Genomic DNA, 19,568 nt, shown 5'->3' with positions numbered 1-19,568 from the left:
AGGGGCTCTGAGAGAGACGGCGGCGGCCGGTGCGGGCGACGTCCCTCTGGTGATCCGTGCGAGCGGTGGAGCGCGCGGTCGCGGCCGGCAGTACGGGGCCGCCGCCCGCGACCGGATCCTGATCTCCCTGGAGAACTACGAGCGCGTCTACGCGAAGTTCGCCGATATGAACTGGGATGCGGCGACCGAGCTGGCCGAGACGTTCGTCCCCGTCATCGAAACGTTCGAGGCCGACTATCTGGAGGAGATCCAGGGCATAGCCGAGGGCGCGGGAGTGTCCTTCGCCGACATCCTCGCCCTGAATCTGCGGACCGAGATCCTGTTCTCGGGCAAGGCGCGCAAGATCGCCGCGGGCGGGCCGCCCGCCGAGTGCACCTCCTTCGCCGATCTGCGCGGGCCCGCCCCGATCGTGGGCCAGAACTGGGACTGGATCCCCTTCTCGCACCGGACCGTGGTGGTGCTGGAGACCGAGCCGACCCACGGCCCCCGGTGGGTGTCGGTCGTCGAGGCCGGGCTGCTGGCGAAGTTCGGCATGAACTCGGCGGGCCTGACCGTACTGACGAACGCCCTGGTGACCTCATTGGACGTGGGCGCTCCGGGCATGCCGTACCACCTGCTGCTGCGGGCCCTGCTGGAGACGGAGTCGGTGGACGCGGCCGAGGATGTACTGCTCTCCGTCGACCGTGCCTCCTCGGCGAACTATCTGATCGTCGGTGACGGGCGGGCCGTGGACATGGAGACCCGTCCCGGCTCCGCCCGGGACGTCAGCCGGCTGCCGGTGGGCCCCGGCGGCTATCTCGTTCACGCCAACCACTTCATCAGTGACGACGGGGCGTTCGCGTCGAACGGCACCGACCACGGGCCGCGCGTCATGCCGGACACCCTCTTCCGACAGGAGCGGGCGATGGCGATGGCGGACCTGATGCCGAGGCCGTCGGTCGCCGGATGGCACGAGGTGCTCAGCGACCACGAGAACTACCCGGACGCGCTGTGCTGCCATCCGAACCCCGAGGAGCACGAGCTGGCGCAGGGTTCGACGGTCGCGAGCGCGGTGATCGAGCCGGATCGGCGGACCATGCATCTGGTGCTGGGGCATCCGTGCGAGGTGCCGAGGGTGTCGTACGACTTCACGGGCTTCTTCGCCGGGAAGTCGTAGGACGGACGCGCGGCCCAGGGCGGGCACGGCCCAGGGAACGGGCGCGGAGACGGCGCGGAGACACGGCCGGGCCCGGTTTCGACCGGGGCCCGGCCGTGTTGTGTCGCGGCTGTGTGTTGTGTCCCGGCCGTGTGTTATGTCCCGGCCGTGTGCTGTGTCGCGGCCGTGTGTTGTGTCGCCGCTGTGGTGTCACTCGGCAGGGTGTGGCTCCGGCTGCGCGGTGTGCTCGGCCGGTGTTCCGGTCCGTCAGGCGACGGAGAGGATCTCCTGTCCGCCGCCGGACAGGCGGTACGTGAGCGTGGGCTGCGACAGGCTCTGGTCGCCCGAGTCGTACGGGTAGCCCGTCACCGACTGTCCGGGGTCCGCGAAGAGATACGTGCCGTTCACTCCCCGGTACGCGGACTCCCGCAGATAGCCGCCGACGGCCTCCGGCGAGAACGATCCCGTGATCGAGAAGGCCGCGTGCAGCATCCTGATCTGGTCGTAGGCCGCGCTGGCCTGGCTCCGGCCCGGCGACGCGCCGAACGTCCGCTCATACGCCTCCGAGAAGCGTCGGCCCAGCGGATCGTCCGGGCGGCCCGTCACGGTGGACCAGACGACCTGCCCGCCGCCGTGCTCGATCCGGCTCGCGAACCCCGGCACGGACGGGGTGTAGATGTGGTACGTGAGCTGGTTCGGGCTGTGCCGGGTGATCGCGTTCTGCAGTTCGGCGGCCGTCTCCACCGAGAGATGCGAGAGCACGACCACATCGGGCCGGTCGTCCAGGACTCCTGCGATGAGGGCGTCGACGTCCCCGACGGTCAGCCCGACGCGGTGGGTCGAGGTGACCTTCCACCCCACCTTCCGTACGCGGGCCTCGAAGCTCTGGTCGGTGACGGCGCAGCCGTACCCGTCGAGTTCGACCACGGCCAGCCGGTGGGCGTGGTCGCCGGGGGCCGGGCGGGTGCGCAGATAGGACAGGAGCGCCGCCTGGTAGGTGGTCTCCGAGGGGCAGGTCTGGAAGACGTGCCCGTACCGGCGCGGGTCCTCGCGCACGGCGTCCACACTGCGCGTCCAGGTGTTGGTGTGCAGGAACGTACGGCCGAAGTCGGCGGCGAACTCGAAGACGGCGGGGCTCAGCGCGCTGGCGTAGCTGCTGGTGATGGCGTCGACGTCGGCCTCGGCGAGCGTGGCGAGCCCGGTCCGTACCGAGTCCTCGTCGAGGGGGTCGATCCGGACGGTGACATGCTCGATCGACCGGCCGTAGTCGTGGCGGAGTGTGTTGATGTCGCTGACGGCGAGGGCCGCGCCCTGGGTGGTTTCGAGGCCGTCGGCGGCGAAGGCTCCCGCGACGGCGATCGTGCCGATCCGCAGGATGTCGCGGTTGCCGGCCCGCGCCCTTCGGCGGGTGGGCACGGCGACGGCGGTCGCCGTGGCGGCATGGCGTTCGACGTCGAGCACGCGGACGCCGGAGCGGTGCTCGACGCCGCCGGGGATCGGCAGCCGGATGAGGTCGCGGTCGACGGCGAGGGCGCTCACCCCGGCCCGCGAGTCCTGGCCGAGCTTCTTCAGCAGCCGTTCTACCTGGGTCGTGACCGTGCGGACGCTGGTGCCGAGACGGCTGGAGATCTCCCGGTTCGACAGTCCGAGTGCGACGAGGGAGATGATGTCGATCTCGCGGGAGGTCAGTCCGGACGGCGGGCCGGGCAGCGGGCTCAGAGTGAGGGTGACGGTGTCCGGGGACGCCGGGCGGAGTTCGAGTCCGCACCGGGCCCAGCGGCCGTCCTCGTGCCAGAGGAAGCGGGCGGAACGCAGTCCGGACTCGTGGAATCCGGCGACGCGGCGCAGCAGGGCCGGGCTGAGGCCGTCGGTCGCGATCGCGGTGGCGTCGGCGGGGTCGGCGGGGTCGTCGGTACGGGTCGCGGGGGCGTCGACGGAATCGCCGGTACGGGTCCCGCTGGTCCCGGTCGTCGCGGCGGGGCCGCGCGGCGGGCCGACGGCGGTGGGGCTGATGCCGATGTTCCAGGACTTCTCGGCGTCCATGCCCCGGACGGGGGCGCTGTCCGGTCCCCCCGTGGCAGCGGTGAGAGGGTGAAGTGATCGCACGGCGACTCCTCCATTCGTCGGACCGGTTCGCGACTTCCCCCTCGTCCGCGCGACAGAATCCTTGCGTAACGAACGATAAACTGCCAATCCCGCTCAGGCCAGGCTTGTCCTCCGACAGCCTACGGCAGACGGATCCGCAGGTCAGAAGCCTGATGCGGAAGGTTTGGGGATCCTGTTCCCCGCCGGAAGGTCGACGGGGAGGCGGTCGGCGTCCGGCCCCGGACCGTAACGGATCCGTCGTACGCCGCTTCCGCAGCCGTGTCCTCGCGGGCGTGCGTCCGCGACGCGAAGAGGCCCCCCGGCCCGGATGTGTCCGGGCCGGGGGGCCTCACCCCTGAGCGAGGCGGGCTCGGGAGCGGTCGCTTCGGCCGCTCGCCTCACCCTTCCCCTCTCGCTCCCACGCCCCCTGGCGTGGCTCTACTGGGCGCTGCCGATGTCGGCGGCCCAGGGGTAGGTGAGCTGGACCGAGGAGATGGGCGCCCCGGTCAGCCCCTTCTTGAGGAAGAGCGGGTTGAACGGTGTGTACAGCGGCATCCAGACGACCTCGTCGACGGCGGTCTCCTGGGCCTGGGCGATCAGCTTCGCGCGCGCGGCGGTGTCGGCGGTCGCCTTGGCCTCGTTGATGAGCCGGTCGAACTCCGGGTTCGACCACTGGGCGAAGTTGAAGGTGTCGCCCGTCTGGAGGTACTGGTAGATCGCGGTCGGGTCCGGGTAGTCCGCCTGCCAGAGCGAGAAGAGCATGTCGATGCCCTCGCGTGCCTTGGCGTCGCTGTACAGGGCGTTGTAGTTGTCGGCCGGGAGGGTCTTGATGTCGACCTTGAGGCCGATCGACTCCCCCGCGCGCTTGACCTCCGTGCCGATGATCGGCATCTCGGACTGGGAGCCGGTGACGGCGATGGTGATGGCCTCGGCGGGCGCTCCCGCCTCCTTGACGAGCTTCTTCGCCGCCTCCAGCGGGCCGCTCGGGTCGGGCAGGGCGTCGTAGGCGGCCTTCAGCTCCTTCTGGGCGTAACCCCAGGTGCCGGGCGCGGCGGGCGCCTTGAGCGGTTCGGCGGCGCCGGACACGGCCGCGCTGATGATGCCCTCGCGGTCGACGGCCATGGAGAGCGCCTTGCGGATCCTGACGTCGGCGAGCGGGCCCTTGAGGTCGGTCACCATCCCGACGTAGCTCCCGGAAGTACGGCCGAAGTAGAGCGAGCCCTTGTCCGTGTTCAGCAGCTTGGCGTAGCCGGACGCGGGGACGAACCAGGAGCCGTCGAGTTCGCCGGAGAGCATGGCGGTGGTGCGGGCGGCGGGGTCGCGGATGAACTCGAAGTCCACCTTCGCGGGCTTGGCCGTGCGCTCCTTGTCCCAGTAGCCGTCGAAACGGTCGATGGTGATGGACTTTCCGGCGGACCAGTCCGCCAGCTTGAACGGGCCGGTGCAGTCGACCCCGCCGTCCGGGCGGCCGAGCTTCTTCCCGGCCTTCTCGGAGGCGGCCTTGCCGATGACGCGCCCGGCCGGTGTGGCCATCGCCTGGTTGAACTGGGCGTCCGGCTTCTTCAGCCGTACGGTGATCTCGTTCTCGCCGCTCGCCTTGATCGACTCGACGTTCTTGTAGACGGCGTCGTGGTAGGAGCCGAGCGACTTGTCGAGGTTGCGGCCGAGGCTGTACGCGACGTCCTCGGCGGTCATCTTCGCGCCGCTGTGGAAGGTCACCCCGTCGCGCAGCTTGTACACCCAGGTCAGCGAGTCGGGGTTGGTCCAGGAGGCGGCGAGCGACGGCTGGAAGGTGAAGTCGGGGTTGATCCTCAGCAGGCTCTCGCAGACGTTGGCGAGGACCTCCATCGGCGGGAAGTCGTTGCTGTAGATGGGGTCGAGCGACGAGGGCTCCGCGTACAGCGCCCACCGGAGGGCGTCGACGTCACCCTTCGCGGCAGGAAGGGACTCGGTGAGCTTCGGGGTGCTCGCGCCCTTCTTCCCGGCGCTGTCGACGCCGCCGCAGGCGGAGAGGGCGAGGGCCGTGCAGGCGGTCAGCGAGACGAGGACCGTGGTCCGGCGTCGCTTGGTGTAGCGGGACATGGCATTCCTCCACGAGGCGGCGGACGTCACTTGGCGGCGAGAAAGTCGCGTCGCGCCCGCGACACGTCGGCGGGGTCCCAGCCCAGACGCGGGACGCTGGACAGCAGGAGTCGGGTGTAGGGGTGCTCCGGGTTCTCGAGTACGTCGGCCGTGGGGCCGCTCTCGACGACCGAGCCGCGGAACATGACGATCACGTCGTCCGCGACCCAGCGCACGACCTCCAGGTCATGGCTGACGAAGATCAGCGCGACCCCGGTGTCCCGGCGGATCTCGGAGAGGAGGTTGAGGATCTGGGCCTGGATGGAGACGTCGAGCGCGGCGACCGCCTCGTCCAGCACGAGCAGCCGGGGGTTGGCCGCCAGCGCCCGCGCGATCGCGACGCGCTGCCGCTGGCCGCCCGAGAGTTCGCGCGGCAGGGCGGCGGCCTCCCGGACGCCGAGCCCGACCTGGTCGAGGAGTTCGGCGCGCCGCGCGGCGGACGCGGCCGGTTCGAGGCCGGAGTGGAGCTTCAGGACCTCGTCGATGGCGTCGCCGACGCTCTGGCGCGGGTCCAGGCTCTGGTACGGGTCCTGGAAGACGAGTTGCACGGTACGGGCGCGCTCCCGGCGGAGCCCGCGGCTGCTGCCGGTGCCGATCTCCCGGCCGTCGAAGTGGAGACGGCCCGAGTCGGGCTCCTCCAGTCCGACGATCAGCTTGGCCGTGGTGGTCTTGCCGGAGCCCGACTCCCCCACGATGCCGAGGGATCCGCCGAAGGGGACCTCGAAGGAGACGTCGTCGACGGCGACGATCCGGCCGTGGTCATAGGTTCTGCGGAGTGCCTCGACCCTGATGACGGGGTGGGTGGCGGTCACGGCCGCTCTCCCTTCGTGAGCGGGCGGAACGTACCGGAGCCGCCGGAGCCGCCGGAGCCGCCGGGGTCGGCGGATTCGCCGGGGCCACTGGGGCTGCCAAGGTCGGCGGGGTCGGCAGCGCCGCCGGGGCCGCTGGAGCCGTCCGAGCCGCTGGGGCCGCCGCCGGACGGGGCGGGCTTCCCGAGCGGGTCCGGCGCGGCCTCCCCCGGTCCCGCCTCCGCCAGATGGCAGGCCACCTGGTGCCCGTCCTGGTGCCCGCCGACCAGCCTCGGTTCGGGCGCGGTCTCCCGGCAGTCGTCACCCGCCTTGGGGCACCTCGGCGCGAAGGCGCAGCCGCCCTCGACCTCGTACAGACCGAGCGGCCGGCCGGACACCGCCTGGAGTTCCGTGCGGTCGGGCGCGGGCCGGGCGGCGAACAGCGCGGCCGTGTAGGGGTGCCGGGGCCGGTGCGCCAGCTCGGTGGCGGAGGCGACCTCGACGATGGAGCCCGCGTACATCACATGGATGCGGTCGCAGCAGGAGGCGGCGAGATCGAGGTCGTGGGTCACCAGGACGATGGAGAGCCCGCGTTCGCGGCGGAGCCGCAGCAGGATCGACATGATCTCGGCCTGGGTGGTGACGTCGAGCGCGGTCGTCGGCTCGTCGGCGAGGAGCAGTTCCGGTTCGCTCGCCAGCGCGGCGGCGATCATCACCCGCTGGAGCATTCCGCCGGACAGTTCGTGCGGGTACTGGCGCATATGGCGGGCCGGGTCGGGCAGGCCGACCTCTTCGAGGAGCCCGGTCGCCGTGCGGGCCGCGTCCTGCTTGGACATGCCCTGGTGGATCCGGAGCCCTTCGGAGAGGAAGACGCCGATGCGCTGGAACGGATTGATGTGGGCGCGCGGGTCCTGGAAGATCATGGACGCGGTCCGCGACCGCAGCGCGACGAGTTCCTTGGCCGAGGCCCCGAGGACATCGCGTCCCGACACCCGTACCCGTCCGCCGACGTCGGCGTTCGCGGGGGTGAGCCCGACGGCCGTGCGCAGTGTCATGGACTTTCCGGAGCCGGATTCGCCGACCAGTCCGACGATCTCCCCTCTGGCGCAGGAGAGGGAGACGGAGGCGAGGATCGGTTTGACGTCCTCACCGCGGCGGACCGCGATGGAGAGGTCCTCGACCTCGAACATCGGACCGTCCGTGGTGGCGTCCGTGGCGGCGTCCGCGGTGCGCCCGGTACGCGTGGTGGGCGTGGTGGGCGTGGTGGGCTGGATGCTCATCGGTCGGCCCTTCTGATGCGGTCGGCGACGCCTTCGCCGATGAGGCTGAATCCGACGACGGCGATCACGATGAGGACGCCGGGGGCGAGCGCCGACAGGGGCGCGCCCTGGAGCAGCGCGACCTGGCCCTCGGAGATCATCGCGCCCCAGTCGGCCTGCGGCGGCTGGACGCCGAAGCCGAGGAACGACAGGCCGGCGAGGTCGATCATGGCGTAGCCGAAGCAGAGGGACGCCTGGGCCAGGACCATCGGCGCGATGTTGGGGAGCAGATGCCGCACGATGATGGAGCCGGAGCCGAACCCCTGGATCTCCAGTGCGCGGATGTAGGGGCGGTGCCGTTCGCTGAGGGCGGCGCTGCGGGTCATCCGTGCCATGTACGGGGTGTAGGCGATGGCGAGGGCGAGCACGGTCGCGTTCAGTCCGGCGCTGAGGACGGCGACCAGGAGGATCGCCAGCAGCACGCCGGGGAAGGCGAAGATCAGCTCGATGACGCGGGAGAGGACCGTGTCGACCCAGCCTCCGCGCCAGGCGGCGATCACTCCGATGGTGACGCCGAGGACGGTGGCGCCGACGACGACGCCGAGCGGGCCGAGCAGCGAGGTGCGGGCACCGTAGATCAGCCGGGACAGGACGTCACGGCCGGACTGGTCGGTGCCGAGGAGGTGGTCGGCGGAGGTGCCCTGGAGGGCGTCCGCGAGGGAGACGGCGTTGGGGTCGTGCGGGGCCAGCCAGGGGGCGAAGACCGCCACGAGGACGAAGAGGGCCAGGACCCCGATCGACAGGGTCATCGTCCTGCTGCCGCCGAACCGGCGGGAGAAGCCCCGGCGGCGTACGAGAGCGGACTCGGTCATGACCGCCATCAGGCACCCACCTTTCCACGCACCCGCGGATCGACCAGCGGGTAGACCAGATCGACCAGCAGATTGCAGAGCGCGAACACGCCGACGATGATCAGCACGATCGCCTGGGTGACCGGGAAGTCCTTGGCGTTGACGGACTGCACCAGCAGCGAGCCCATCCCGTTGAGGCCGAACGCGGTCTCGACCAGCGTCGTCGTCACCAGCAGCCCGGAGACGACCAGGCCGGCGAGGGTGACCACGGGCACGAGCGCGTTGCGGAAGGCGTGCCGCCAGATGATCCGGCGCTGGGGGATGCCGCGGACGCGGGCGGTCTCGACGTACTCCTTGCTCATCTCGGCGAGCATGGAGGACCTGGTGGAGCGGGCCACGAGCGCCGCGGAGGAGAGCGCGAGCGCCACCGCGGGGAGGGTGAGATGCCAGATCCGGCCGAGGAAGCCCTCTCCCGCGCCGAAGGCGGGGAACCAGCCGAGGGTGACCGCGAAGAGCGAGGTCAGCCCGATCGCCACGACGAAGGACGGCGTTCCCATGGCGACCGTCGTGCCGATGATCGCAGCGCTGTCGACCTTGCCGCGCTTCACGGCGGCGATCACGCCGATGACGATGCCGGAGGCGAGGATGAGGACGGAGGCGTACGCGACGAGCGCGCCGGTCGTGGCGACGCGGGACCCGATCAGATCCCCGACGGGCTGGCGGAACTGGAGCGACTGCCCGAAGTCCCCGGTGACGATGCCGCCGAGCCAGGCCAGATACCGCTCGAAGAAGGGGTCGTCCAGCCGGTACTGGTCGCGGATGGCCTGGAGGGTGTCGGCGGTGACGGAGTTGCCGCGCGCCAGGAACGACTCCGGGGATCCGGGCGCCAGGTACATCGCCGAGAAGACGATGAACGAGGTGGCGAGCATCAGCAGCACCAGGGCGCAGAGCCGTTTGGCGAGGATCCTGAGCGCGCCGGTGACGGCCTCGTTCATGAGGAGGCTCCCAGGTCGGCGGCCCACGGGTAGTGCATCTGGACGTAGGAGGCGGGGGATCCGGTCAGCCGCTTGTTGAGGAAGAGCGTGTTGTACGGGGCGTAGAGGGGGATCCACACCAGTTCGTCCACGACGATCTTCTGGGCGGCGGTGACCAGGTCGGCGCGCTGCTCGGGGTCCTGGGTCTTGCCCGCCTTGACGACGAGGTCGTCGTACCGCGGGTTCGAGAAGCCGGAGAAGTTGTAGAAGTGGCCCGTCTGGAAGTACTGGTACATCTGGAGCGGGTCGGAGAAGTCGGTGCCCCAGCCGGTCAGATAGAGGTCGATCCCCTCACGGGCCTTCTTGTCCGTGTAGACGCCGTTGTACTGGTCTGCGGGGATGGACTTGATCCGGACGTCGAGGCCGATCTTCTTGGCGGCGGACTGGATCTCCGCGCCGATCACCGGGACCTCCGCCTCGGCGCTGGTCGTCGCGACGACGATCGGCTTGCCGGGCGCTCCGGCGTCGGCGACGAGCTTCTTCGCCGCTTCGAGGTCCTGTTCGGTGACGGTCAGGCCGTCCCACGCCTTCTGGTACGTCTTCTGGGCGTAGCCCCATGAGCCGGGGACGGCGGGCGCCTTCTGGGGTTCGCCCGCGCCGCTGATGACGGTGTCGATGATGCCCTTGCGGTCGATCGCCATGGACAGGGCCTGGCGGATCCGTACGTCCTTGAGCGGGCCCTGGGTGTTCATGACGATGGCGTTGAAGCCCTGGGTGGACTCGCCGTAGTAGACGGTGCCTTTGCCGCTGGTCGACAGCCGCTTGAGGGCGGACGGCGGGAGGAACCAGCTGCCGTCGATGGAGTCGGACAGCAGCCCGTTGACCATGGCGGCGGGGTCGCGGACGAAGCGGAACACGACCTCCTCGGCCTTGGCCTTGCGGGCGGGGTCGAAGTACTCGTCGTCGCGTGTCAGCGTCATGGACTGGCCCTTCTCCCATTTGCCGAGGGAGAACGGGCCGACGCAGTTCACTCCGCCGTCCGGTGTGCCGTACGCCTTGCCCTTGGCCGTGACGGTCGCCTTGCTGTCGACGATTCCGGCGGGGCTGCTCATATACGAGTTGAAGAGGGCGTCCGGCTGCTTGAGCGTGACGGTGACCTCCAGCGGGCCGGTGGCCTTCACTGAAGAAACGTTTTCGTACGCGCCGGACCAGAAGGACCCCGCCTTGGCGTCGAGGTTGCGCCCCAGGCTGAAGGCCACGTCGTCGGCGGTCAGCGCGGTGCCGTCGTGGAAGGTCACGCCCGGCCGCACCTTGTAGACCCAGCTGGTCGGGGTGGGGTTCGCGACGGACTCGGCCAGCGCGGGCTGGACCGACATGTCGGGCGCGAGCCGCATGAGCCCCTCGCACACGTTGGCCATGATCTGGCCGGTCTCGAAGCTGGCGTTGTAGATCCAGTCGAACGACGAGGGCTCGGACGACACGGCCCAGGTGACCCGGTCGAGCGGGCCGGACGGCTTGGGGGTCAGCTCGGTGACGGTGAGCCCTTTCCGACCCGCGGGTTTCTTCTCCTGGCTGACGCCGGAGCAGGCGGTGAGGGCCAGCGTCCCGGCGACCAGGGTGACGGTGAGCCGTCTTGCGCCGACGGAGACGGGGATGGCTTTCAAGGAAGTACCTCCGCGAGGGATCGGGGTCACGCAGGGCAGAAATCAGCGGAAATCAACAGGAGTTGCGGGCAGCGGAGGAACCGTCCCGGCGGGGTACCACCAACATCTCGGCTGCGCTGCGGAGCCATCGTGCTCGGGCTTGATGGCGGCAGTTAACACCGGCCGATTGCCAGGGTCAAGACTCTGAAAGAAACGTTTCTTTCAGAAAAAGAAACGTTTCTTTTCCGTCCGGCATCCGTCATGATGCTGAGCCATGGCGGTCGCTCACCCTTCCGCCTGACGAACCGTGCATTCCATCCACCGGAAGATTTGTGATGACTCAGCCCTGGATTCTGGTGACCGGGAACGGCGCCTTCGGCACCTCGGCGAGCCGGACCGAGCTGCACTACGCCGACAACCCCAGCTCCGCCGTGGCGCTCGCGCTGAACGGCGAGGAGATCGGCGGCCACCGCGTGGTGGGGCGCAGCCTGATCTGGGACAAGCGCCCGGAAGAGGCGCTGCTCCCGCTGCTCGGCGACGGCGAGCCGCCCGTGGCGGTCGTCTCCTGCGGGGTGTTCTCGGGGCGGACCACCGTCACGGTCGAGCGCACCGCGGTCAATGTCGAGGACTTCCAGTTCGCCGAGGACGGGCGGCGCCCGGCCGGTGACGCGCTCTACCCGGACGGCCCGGCCGCCTATCTGTCCACCCTGCCGATCAAGGCCATGGCCACGGCGATGCGCGAGGCCGGCGTCCCGGCGCTGATCTCGAACTCCGCCTCGACCCACGGCTGCAACGCCGTCATGTACACCGCACTGCATCTGTCCGCCCTGCGCGGGCTGCCCGCCCGGTGCGGATTCGTCCATCTGCCGGACACCCCCGAGCATGTGGCCCGGATCGGGCACAACGGGCCGAGCATGGGCCTCGACCTCCAGATCTCCGCCCTGCGGGCGGGTCTGACGGCGGTGGTCGCCAACCCGTCCGACATCCGCGTCCCCGCCAATGAATGGGAGTGGTGAAGCGCCATGCCATCCGAACTCGACCTGCTGATCCGGGGCGGCCACGTCCACGGCCGCGAGGACCTCGTCGACCTGCATGTACGCGACGGGAAGCTGACCGCCGTCGTACCGAGCGGCGCGGACGCCCCCGCGGCCTCCGAAACCCTGGAGGCCGACGGCGGCCTGGTCTCGCGGTCCTTCACCGAACCGCACTACCACCCGGACAAGGCGTACAGCCGCGCCCTCGCGCCCGCCGACGCCCGTGACTCCTTCGAGCGCGCCCGGCTCACCAAGGCCGGCTTCACCGTCGAGGACGTGACCGAGCGGGCGACCCGCGCGCTGAGGCTGGCGTCCGCGAACGGGGTCACCAGGCTGCGCGCCAACGTCGACGTGGACTCCTTCGCCGGACTCCGCGGCCTGCACGGTGTGCTGGCGGCCCGCGAGCGGGTCGCGCATCTGATGGACGTGGAGATCGTGGCCTTCCCCCAGGAGGGGCTCGAACGCGATCCGGAGTCCCGCGCACTGCTGGTCGAGGCGCTGAAGTCCGGCGCGGATCTGATCGGCGGCTGGCCCAACGTCGAGGAGGGCATCGAGGCCCAGCGGGCGAGCGTCCGCGAGGTCTTCGATCTGGCGGAACGTTTCGACGTGGGTGTGGACATCCACGCCGACTGCATGATCGATCCCGCCGAGACGATGCTGGAGTTCATCGCCGAGGAGACGATCCGGCGCGGCTACCAGGGCCGTGTCGTGGCGAGCCACTGCTGCGGCCTCGAGGTGTACGACGACGCCGACGCGGCCCGAGTCGTCGCGGCGGTCGCGGAGGCCGACGTACGGATCGTGGTCGTCCCGCTGAATCTGCTGGACGGCGGCCCGCGCGGGCTCTCCCGCCCGCTGGAACTGATGGCGGCGGGCGCGGTCGTCGCCGCGGGCAGCGACAACATGAACGACGGCTGGTATCCGCTGGGCACTCTGGATCCGCTGGACCGCGCCCAGATGGTGTTCTTCGGGGCCGGTTTCCACGACGAGGGCGCGGTGGACACCGCCTGGGAACTGGTCTGCGGGCAGGCGTCCGCCGTACTCGGGGGGCGTCCGGGTGACATCGCCGTCGGCGAGGACGCGGACCTGGTCCTCCTCGAGGCGCCGGACCGGGCGACCGCGATCGCCAATATGCCCTCCTCCCGCACCACGCTGAAGCGCGGGCGGGTGGTGAGCCGCCGGAACACGGGCAGCCGCACGGCGGAACCGGTGGCGCCGTGACGGCGCGTTCGCCGGGCGAACCGGCGCGCGGGCGCGGGCCGGCGGGGCGGGGGCGCGGGCCGGCGGGGCGTGCGGGGAACGGGGGCGAAGGCGGGACCGAGGCCGGAACCGGCATCGGGGCCGACACCGGAACGGTCGCGTACGGCGGGAGCCACCGCACCCCGGAATCCGGCCACCACACCTCCGTCCCCCACACGAGCACCCAACCCGGCACCGGCGCCGAGGCCGAAACGGGTACCGAGGTCGGACGCGAAACCGAAGCCGGCACCAGGGCCGGCGCCGGACCGGTCGCGTACGGCTTGGACCACCGCACCGCCGCCACCGGCACAAGCACCGGCACAAGCACCGTCACCGGCACCGGCACGTCGCGCGAACCCGTGGCGTACGAGCACGGATCCCGCCGGGCGACGCCGCGCGCCGACCTCGCCGTCGTCGGGGGCACCGTGGTGACCCCCGACGGGCCTCGGGCCGGCACGCTCCTGGTCGACGCCGGCCGGGTCCGGGCGATCGTGCCCCCGGACACCCCGGTCGACGCGGCGGAGACCATCGACGCGACCGGGCTCCACATCACCCCCGGCGTGATCGATCTGCATGTGCACTTCGACGTGCCGGGCATCTCCCTCGAAACCGACTTCCACACCGGGACCCGGTCGGCCGCCGCCGGAGGCGTCACCTTCGTCGTCGAGCACCCCTTCTCCGACCCGCCGACCACGACCGCCGCGCGCTACCGCGCCAAGGTCCGGCGGGCCGAGGCGGGCGCCGTGGTCGACTTCGGGCTCTGGGGCGCGCTGACCGCGCCGTCCCTCGCGGAGATGGCGGGCCAGCACGATCTCGGCGCGCCCGGCTTCAAGGCGTTCCTCCCCGAGAACGACATGGGCTTCCCGCCCGCGACCGAGTCCGATCTCCTCACCGGAATGGCGACCGCCGCCCGGCTCGGGGCCCGGGTGCTGGTGCACGCCGAGGACCGGGACGCGCTCGCGAGCGGCGAGGCCCGGCTGCGGGCCGACGGCCGCACCGACTTCGCCGCCCTGCTGGAGGCGCGGCCCCCGGCCACCGAGATCGACGCCGTACGCGACGTCCTGCGGCTGGCCCGCCGCACCGGCTGCGCCGTCCATCTCGTCCATCTGTCCACGCCCGAGGCCATCGACCTGGTCGCCGAGGCGCGGGCGGCCGGTCTGGACGCCACCTGCGAGGTCACCGCCCACCATCTGCTGCTGAACGCCGACGAACTGCCCGAACTGGGCGGCTTCGCGGTGTGCGCTCCCCCGCTCCGGGACGCGCACCGGGTGGAGCTGCTCTGGGACCGGGTCCGGTCCGGGCGGGTGCAGGCGGTCGTCTCCGACCACTGCCCCTACGGCCGGGCCGAGAAGCTCGCCGCGTCCGACGACGTCTTCGGCTGCCCGTTCGGCATCCAGAGCGTCCAGGAGTACGTCCCGCTGGTCATCAGCGAGGCGCTGCGCCGCGGCATGTCGCCGGCGGAAATCGTCCCCCTGCTGACGAGCGGCCCCGCGCGGATCGCCGGCGCCGCCGCGAAGGGCGCTCTGCGGCCCGGCATGGACGCGGACTTCGCCCTGCTCGACCTGGACGCCTCCTGGACGGTCAGCGCCGAGAAGCAGCAGCACGCGGCGGAGCGCTGGTCCCCGTACGACGGCCGCACCAGCACGGTGAAGGTCGTCAGAACCGTCGTGCGCGGCCGCACCGTGGCCGTCGGCGGCGACGTCGTCGCGCCGAAGGGCACGGGCCGCTTTCTACCCCTGTCCGGGCCGGTCGGGCCGGTCGGGCCGGTGGCACGGACAGCCGATCAGGACGAGGAGGAGACGGCATGCCGGATCTGATCGCTCCCCCGCCGGATCTCACCCGTGGCGCCGCCGAGTTGGTACGGACGTGCCTCGCCGTCACCGGCACGGACCGGGTGCTGGTGCTGACCGACCGCCGCACCCGGCGGCTGGCCGAGGTCATCGCCGGGCAGGCGCGGACCATCACCACGGCGACCGTGGCCGAGATCCCCGACATCGCCGCGGGCTACGAGGCGGCCCGGCGGGAGATCGGGCGCGTCCTGGACGCCTGCGAGCCGACCGTGACGGTGTTCGCGGCGGCCGATCCCGGTGATCTGCTCGCCTGGGATCCGACGTTCTGGGCGCACCTCGAACGCTTCGGCGCGCGCCACGCCCATATGCCCGCCCTGGACGACGCCTGTCTCGGCATCGGCATGGCCGTCGACTACGCCGAGGTCGCCCGGTTCACCCTGGGCGTACGCGATGCGCTGAGCGACTGCCGGTCCATACGGATCACCAGCGCCACCGGCACGGATCTGTCCCTCACCTGCGACCCGGCCCGTCCCTGGACCCCGTTCACGGGCCTCTACCAATGCGGTGGCCAGGGCGGACGGCTGCCGCAGGGCGAGGTGTTCTGCACCCCGCTGACGGCCGACGGCGTCCTCGCGGTCTCCGTGGTCGGCTACCCGTTCAACGCCGAGTCCGGCCTGCTCGCCGAGCCGCTGCTGATCGAGGTCGCCGACGGTTCGGCGGTGGGCCTGCGCCATCCGGACACCGCTCTCGAATCGAGGCTGCGCGACTGGCTCGGCGACGCCCCGAACGGGCTGCGCCTCGGCGAACTCGCGCTGGGCACCAACCGGAAGCTGCCCGCCATCACCGGGAATCTGCTGTTCGACGAGAACGTCCCCGGTGTGCACATCGCCTTCGGCCACCCCTTCCCCGAATACACCGGCGCGGACTGGGAGTCGCCGGTCCATGTCGACATGGTCGTCGAGCGCCCCACCGTCCACGCCGATGGCCTCGCCGTGCTCGCCGCGGGCCAGTACCGCGTCTGAAGCCATCCGAAGCCATCCGAAGTCATCCGAAGCCGCGCACCAAGGAGTTGACATGACGTCCAGCCCAGCCATCCACCATGTGAGCGCTAACCGCGGCCGGGTCCGTGCCGCGTACACCCTCATGTGTCCGGAGAACCTCGTCGAGAACGCGCTGCCGCATCTGAGGGATGTGATCGCCAAGCCGCTGGCGACGCCGCGTTCGCTTCCGGCGCGCTTCGGTGAGTATCTGCTGGAGTTCGAGGCCGGGGGCCGGAGCGTGCGCCCGCTCGGCGCGGGCTTCGAGAACTTCCTGTACGTCCTCGACGGCGAGGCCCTGGTGCGGGCCGGCGGGGACTCGCACACCCTGAAGCCGAACGGATACGCCTTCTTCCCCGAGGGCGTCGAGTTCGAGATCGAGACGCCCGGCGCGTCGCGGGTGCTCTGGGTGAAGCGCCGCTACGAGCGCGCGGACGGCGTCGAGGGGCCGGAGACCGTCGTCGGTCACATCGACGATGTGGTCCACCACCCCGACGAGACCATCGGCGGCACCTACGCCCCGCTGCTGCCGCTCGACGAGCGCTACGACATGGCGATGAACTTCATGCGGTTCGACGTCGGTTCGCGGTTCGAGATGGTGGAGGTCCACCACCAGGAGCACGGTCTCTACATGCTCGAAGGCCAGGGGCTCTACTACCTCGGCGACGACCATCTCGAAGTGTCGGCCGACGACTTCATCTACATGGCCCCCTACTGCCCGCAGTCCTTCTACGCGACCGGATCCACCCGCCCGTCGTACCTCCTCTACAAGGACATCAACCGTGACGGCTTCTGAGACCCCCGCTCCTGAGACCTCCGCTTCCGGGACCCGCGCTTCCGGGACGCCCGCGGACCTGATCATCGAGGGCGCGACGCTCGGCGCCGGGACGTCCGGGACATCCGGGACGTCCGGGACGTCCGGTGCCGAGCGGGTCGACGTCGTCGTACGCGACGGGCTGATCACCGCACTCGGCCCCGGCGCCGCCGCCGGAGTCGCCGCCCGTGAGCGGATCGCCGCGAACGGCGGCCTGATCGCACCTCCGTTCACCGAGCCGCACAGCCACCCGGACAAGGCTCTCAGCCGCCGGTCGATCGGCCCGCTGGGGCTGCCGACGCGGCTGACGGAGCGGCCGGCGCTGATGCAGCGGCAGCGCGATCTGAAGGCCACCTTCACCAGGGAGGAGGTCGCCGGGCGGGCGGGCGCGTTCCTCCGGCTGGCCGCCGCGCAGGGTGTCGGCACGGTCGCGGGCCAGGCGGACATCGACACGGTGACCGGGCTGACCTCGTTCGAAGGCGTGATGGACGCGCGGGAGAAGCACGCCGATCTGGTCGATCTGCGGGTGACCGCGTTCCCGCAGGAGGGTCTGCTCCAGGATCCGGGCGCGTACGACCTGGTGGCCGCCGCGCTCGCCTCGGGCGCCCACCGGGTCGGCGGCTGGCCCAACAACGAGCGGTCCTTCGAGGACCAGCTGGCCCATCTGGACCAGGTCTTCGAGCTGGCCGAGCGGTTCGGCGTCGGCATCGACATCAACATCGACTACTTCACCGACCCCACCGAGCGGCTGCTGGAACCGCTGGCCGAGCGCACCGTCGCGCACGGAATGCAGGGCATGGTCAACGCGAACCACGTGGGCGCGCTGGAGACCTACTCCGACGACGACGCCCGGCGGGTGATCGCCAAGGTCGCCGAGGCGGGGATCGCGGTGACCGTGTGCCCGTCGAACCTCGGCGGCTCCTATCCGTACCGGGGTGTCTCACGGGCGAACCAGCTCCTCGCCGCCGGGGTGACGGTCGCGGCCGGAACCGGGAACTTCCAGGACAACTGGGAGCCCTTCGGCAATCTCGACCCGATGGACACGGCCCGGCTGGCCTGGCACGCGTTCCCGCTCGCCGACGAGGACGACAAGGGCATCGAGACGGCGTGGCGGCTGGTGTCGGACCACGCGGCGAGGGCCGCCGGGGTGCCGTACGGCGAGCTGCGCACGGGCGGGCGGGCCGACTTCGTCGTCCTCGCGGCGACCACGGTCACGGACGCCCTGCGCAACGAGCCCGGTCCGCGCTGGTTCGTCCGCGGCGGCCGGATCGCCGCCAGCCGTATGGGCGAGCTGTGGACCGCGCCCGAGCCGGCGGGGGCGCGCTGAGTTCCGTACGACGGGGTACGGCGGGGTACGGCGGGGTACGGCCCGGATCCGTGCGGCGTCCGTACGGCCTTCGTGCGTCCGCCGTACGGTCTCCGTACAGCCTCCGCACGGCGGGGAGCGGGCCGCGAACGGCGTGGACGTCGGGAACGCCCGGAGAACCGGGAACGTCGACCGAGTGAATCCGGACTGTCGGCATCCACCCATCCCCCGTCGTACCGTAGGCAGACGCGGGCTCTCGCTCAGCACCCACCCGCGTTGGTTCATGTTGATCCGTGTTGATGTCGAGCAGGGCTACGAGTGAATCTGGTGGTTCCGTGGTGAAGGTGTCCAAGTCCGCAGGCGGGCGGGTGACGATCCGCGATGTCGCCGCGGCCGCCGGGGTCTCGGTGACGACCGTCTCCGACGCCCTCAACGGCAAGGGCAAACTCCGCCAGGAGACCCGCGAGCGCATCAGGGCCACCGCGACCTCCCTCGGCTACCGCCCCAGCCGGGTGGCGCAGGCGTTCCGGCAGGGCCGTACGGGCACCATCGCCCTGGTCCTGCCGCACCGGGACGTCAGCGGCAACGAGTACGAGATGATCGGCCTCGACTACTACATGACGATCGCGTCGGGATCCGCCCGCGCCGCGTTCAGCGAGGGGTACGCCCTGATGCTGACGCCGAGGATCAGCACCGAGGACGAGTGGCGGCTCATCGGCCCGGACGGTGTCGTGCTCTGCGACCCGGCCGCCGGCGACCCCCGTATCGACATGCTGGAGAACATGGGCATCCCCGTCGTCTCCATCGAACGGGACCCGGACCGCCCCGAGCGTCCCTTCTACGTCTCCGGCGACAACGAGCAGAACATGCGCGACCTGCTCGACCATCTGCACCGGGAGGGCGCGCGCCGGATAGCCCTGCTCTCCGCCCGCTCCTCCTGGGCATGGACGCTGGAGGGCGAGCACGCGTACGAGTCCTGGTGCGCCGAGCGCGGCCTGAGACCCTTCGTCGCCCATGTCTCCGTCGACCGCTTCGAAGCCGACTCCTACCGCGCCGCCTGCGCCCTGCTCGACGCGGACGAGCCACCGGACGCGCTGATCGCCTCCGCCGAGCAGTACAGCGAGGGCGCGACCCGCGCCTGCCGGGAGCGGGGTGTGCGGATCCCGGAGGATCTGATGCTCGCGATCGGCATCGACAACCGCTTCGCCCAGCAGTCCGACCCTCCCATCACGGCCATCGATCTGCGCCCCGCCGACCAGGCGGGCGCGGCGGTCGACATGCTGCTCAAGCGGCTCAACGGCGAGACGGTGGAGAAGCCGTCGGTCGTACCTAGCAAGCTGCGCGTACGGGCCAGCACCCGGCGGTCCTGACCACGGGGTCGCGTCCCACGGTGTCGGGGGCGGGGGACTGCCCGTACGGCGAGGGCGAACGCGCCGGACGCCACGGGAGAGGCGGGTACGGCGACTCCGTACGCCTGGGAGCCGAAGCCGCAGCC

General features: G+C 71.2%; 15 protein-coding genes. 8 read left to right on the top strand and 7 right to left on the bottom strand.

Translation table 11 applies throughout. The features are described from left to right. Positions 1–49 precede the first annotated feature (49 nt). On the top strand, positions 50–1,156 hold the full coding sequence (locus ACWEFL_RS03530; protein ID WP_451706790.1) for a C45 family autoproteolytic acyltransferase/hydolase: 1,107 nt from the start codon (positions 50–52) through the stop codon (positions 1,154–1,156). Positions 1,157–1,402: 246 nt separating this feature from the next. Here the strand turns inward: ACWEFL_RS03530 and ACWEFL_RS03525 are convergent, their stop codons facing one another. From ACWEFL_RS03525 to ACWEFL_RS03495, 7 genes are all read right to left on the bottom strand, one after another. Beyond that, positions 1,403–3,241, bottom strand: a complete 1,839-nt coding sequence (locus tag ACWEFL_RS03525; protein ID WP_451706787.1) for an ABC transporter substrate-binding protein — start codon at positions 3,239–3,241, stop codon at positions 1,403–1,405. Positions 3,242–3,658: 417 nt separating this feature from the next. Beyond that, the gene (locus ACWEFL_RS03520; protein ID WP_451706784.1) at positions 3,659–5,302 is read right to left on the bottom strand and encodes an ABC transporter substrate-binding protein; all 1,644 of its coding nucleotides are present in this window, start codon (positions 5,300–5,302) and stop codon (positions 3,659–3,661) included. 26 nt (positions 5,303–5,328) lie between these two features. After that, a complete protein-coding gene (locus ACWEFL_RS03515) occupies positions 5,329–6,153 on the bottom strand; it encodes an ATP-binding cassette domain-containing protein (protein WP_451706781.1) in 825 nt (274 codons plus the stop codon). Beyond that, positions 6,150–7,409 carry an ABC transporter ATP-binding protein gene (locus ACWEFL_RS03510; protein ID WP_451706778.1) on the bottom strand — a complete coding sequence of 420 codons (1,260 nt, stop codon included), beginning with the start codon at positions 7,407–7,409 and terminating at the stop codon, positions 6,150–6,152. Before ACWEFL_RS03510 ends, ACWEFL_RS03515 begins: the two co-directional genes overlap by 4 nt. Next, positions 7,406–8,269 carry an ABC transporter permease gene (locus tag ACWEFL_RS03505; protein ID WP_451706775.1) on the bottom strand — a complete coding sequence of 288 codons (864 nt, stop codon included), beginning with the start codon at positions 8,267–8,269 and terminating at the stop codon, positions 7,406–7,408. The genes ACWEFL_RS03510 and ACWEFL_RS03505 overlap by 4 nt, the downstream gene beginning before the upstream one ends. Next, positions 8,269–9,234 carry an ABC transporter permease gene (locus tag ACWEFL_RS03500; protein ID WP_451706773.1) on the bottom strand — a complete coding sequence of 322 codons (966 nt, stop codon included), beginning with the start codon at positions 9,232–9,234 and terminating at the stop codon, positions 8,269–8,271. Before ACWEFL_RS03500 ends, ACWEFL_RS03505 begins: the two co-directional genes overlap by 1 nt. Further along, entirely contained in the window at positions 9,231–10,877 is a 1,647-nt protein-coding gene (locus ACWEFL_RS03495; RefSeq protein WP_451706770.1) for an ABC transporter substrate-binding protein, read from the bottom strand. Before ACWEFL_RS03495 ends, ACWEFL_RS03500 begins: the two co-directional genes overlap by 4 nt. A 314-nt stretch (positions 10,878–11,191) precedes the next feature. Between ACWEFL_RS03495 and ACWEFL_RS03490 the strand changes: the two genes are divergently transcribed. The 7 genes from ACWEFL_RS03490 (at position 11,192) to ACWEFL_RS03460 (ending at position 19,443) form a co-directional block, all read left to right on the top strand. Next, complete coding sequence (locus ACWEFL_RS03490) at positions 11,192–11,872, top strand: pyroglutamyl-peptidase I family protein (RefSeq protein ID WP_451706767.1); 681 nt, start codon at positions 11,192–11,194, stop codon at positions 11,870–11,872. A gap of 6 nt (positions 11,873–11,878) precedes the next feature. Next, positions 11,879–13,108 carry an amidohydrolase family protein gene (locus ACWEFL_RS03485; RefSeq protein ID WP_451706765.1) on the top strand — a complete coding sequence of 410 codons (1,230 nt, stop codon included), beginning with the start codon at positions 11,879–11,881 and terminating at the stop codon, positions 13,106–13,108. Positions 13,109–13,407: 299 nt separating this feature from the next. After that, positions 13,408–14,943 carry an allantoinase AllB gene (allB, locus tag ACWEFL_RS03480; protein WP_451706762.1) on the top strand — a complete coding sequence of 512 codons (1,536 nt, stop codon included), beginning with the start codon at positions 13,408–13,410 and terminating at the stop codon, positions 14,941–14,943. Continuing rightward, positions 14,931–15,938: an aminopeptidase gene (locus ACWEFL_RS03475; RefSeq protein WP_451706760.1), complete on the top strand. Its 1,008-nt coding sequence runs from the start codon at positions 14,931–14,933 to the stop codon at positions 15,936–15,938. The genes allB and ACWEFL_RS03475 overlap by 13 nt, the downstream gene beginning before the upstream one ends. 52 nt (positions 15,939–15,990) lie before the next feature. Beyond that, positions 15,991–16,749, top strand: a complete 759-nt coding sequence (gene allE, locus ACWEFL_RS03470; protein ID WP_451706757.1) for a (S)-ureidoglycine aminohydrolase — start codon at positions 15,991–15,993, stop codon at positions 16,747–16,749. Continuing rightward, the gene (locus ACWEFL_RS03465; protein WP_451706755.1) at positions 16,736–18,094 is read left to right on the top strand and encodes an amidohydrolase family protein; all 1,359 of its coding nucleotides are present in this window, start codon (positions 16,736–16,738) and stop codon (positions 18,092–18,094) included. The genes allE and ACWEFL_RS03465 overlap by 14 nt, the downstream gene beginning before the upstream one ends. 323 nt (positions 18,095–18,417) lie before the next feature. Continuing rightward, complete coding sequence (locus ACWEFL_RS03460) at positions 18,418–19,443, top strand: LacI family DNA-binding transcriptional regulator (RefSeq protein WP_451706753.1); 1,026 nt, start codon at positions 18,418–18,420, stop codon at positions 19,441–19,443. Positions 19,444–19,568 lie beyond the last annotated feature (125 nt).

It is taken from the genome of Streptomyces sp. NPDC004838, assembly GCF_053600955.1.
Note: the sequence above shows the minus strand (reverse complement) of the source record. Positions and strands in the feature narration are given on the sequence as shown.

Bases quoted from the DNA above. Each gene is read 5' to 3' on its own strand.
- ACWEFL_RS03475 (WP_451706760.1), top strand. From the start codon at position 14,931: ATGCCGGATCTGATCGCTCCCCCGCCGGATCTCACCCGTGGCGCCGCC.
- ACWEFL_RS03505 (WP_451706775.1), bottom strand. From the start codon at position 8,269: ATGGCGGTCATGACCGAGTCCGCTCTCGTACGCCGCCGGGGCTTCTCC.
- ACWEFL_RS03500 (WP_451706773.1), bottom strand. From the start codon at position 9,234: ATGAACGAGGCCGTCACCGGCGCGCTCAGGATCCTCGCCAAACGGCTC.
- ACWEFL_RS03510 (WP_451706778.1), bottom strand. From the start codon at position 7,409: ATGAGCATCCAGCCCACCACGCCCACCACGCCCACCACGCGTACCGGG.
- allE (WP_451706757.1), top strand. From the start codon at position 15,991: ATGACGTCCAGCCCAGCCATCCACCATGTGAGCGCTAACCGCGGCCGG.
- ACWEFL_RS03485 (WP_451706765.1), top strand. From the start codon at position 11,879: ATGCCATCCGAACTCGACCTGCTGATCCGGGGCGGCCACGTCCACGGC.
- ACWEFL_RS03490 (WP_451706767.1), top strand. From the start codon at position 11,192: ATGACTCAGCCCTGGATTCTGGTGACCGGGAACGGCGCCTTCGGCACC.
- ACWEFL_RS03520 (WP_451706784.1), bottom strand. From the start codon at position 5,302: ATGTCCCGCTACACCAAGCGACGCCGGACCACGGTCCTCGTCTCGCTG.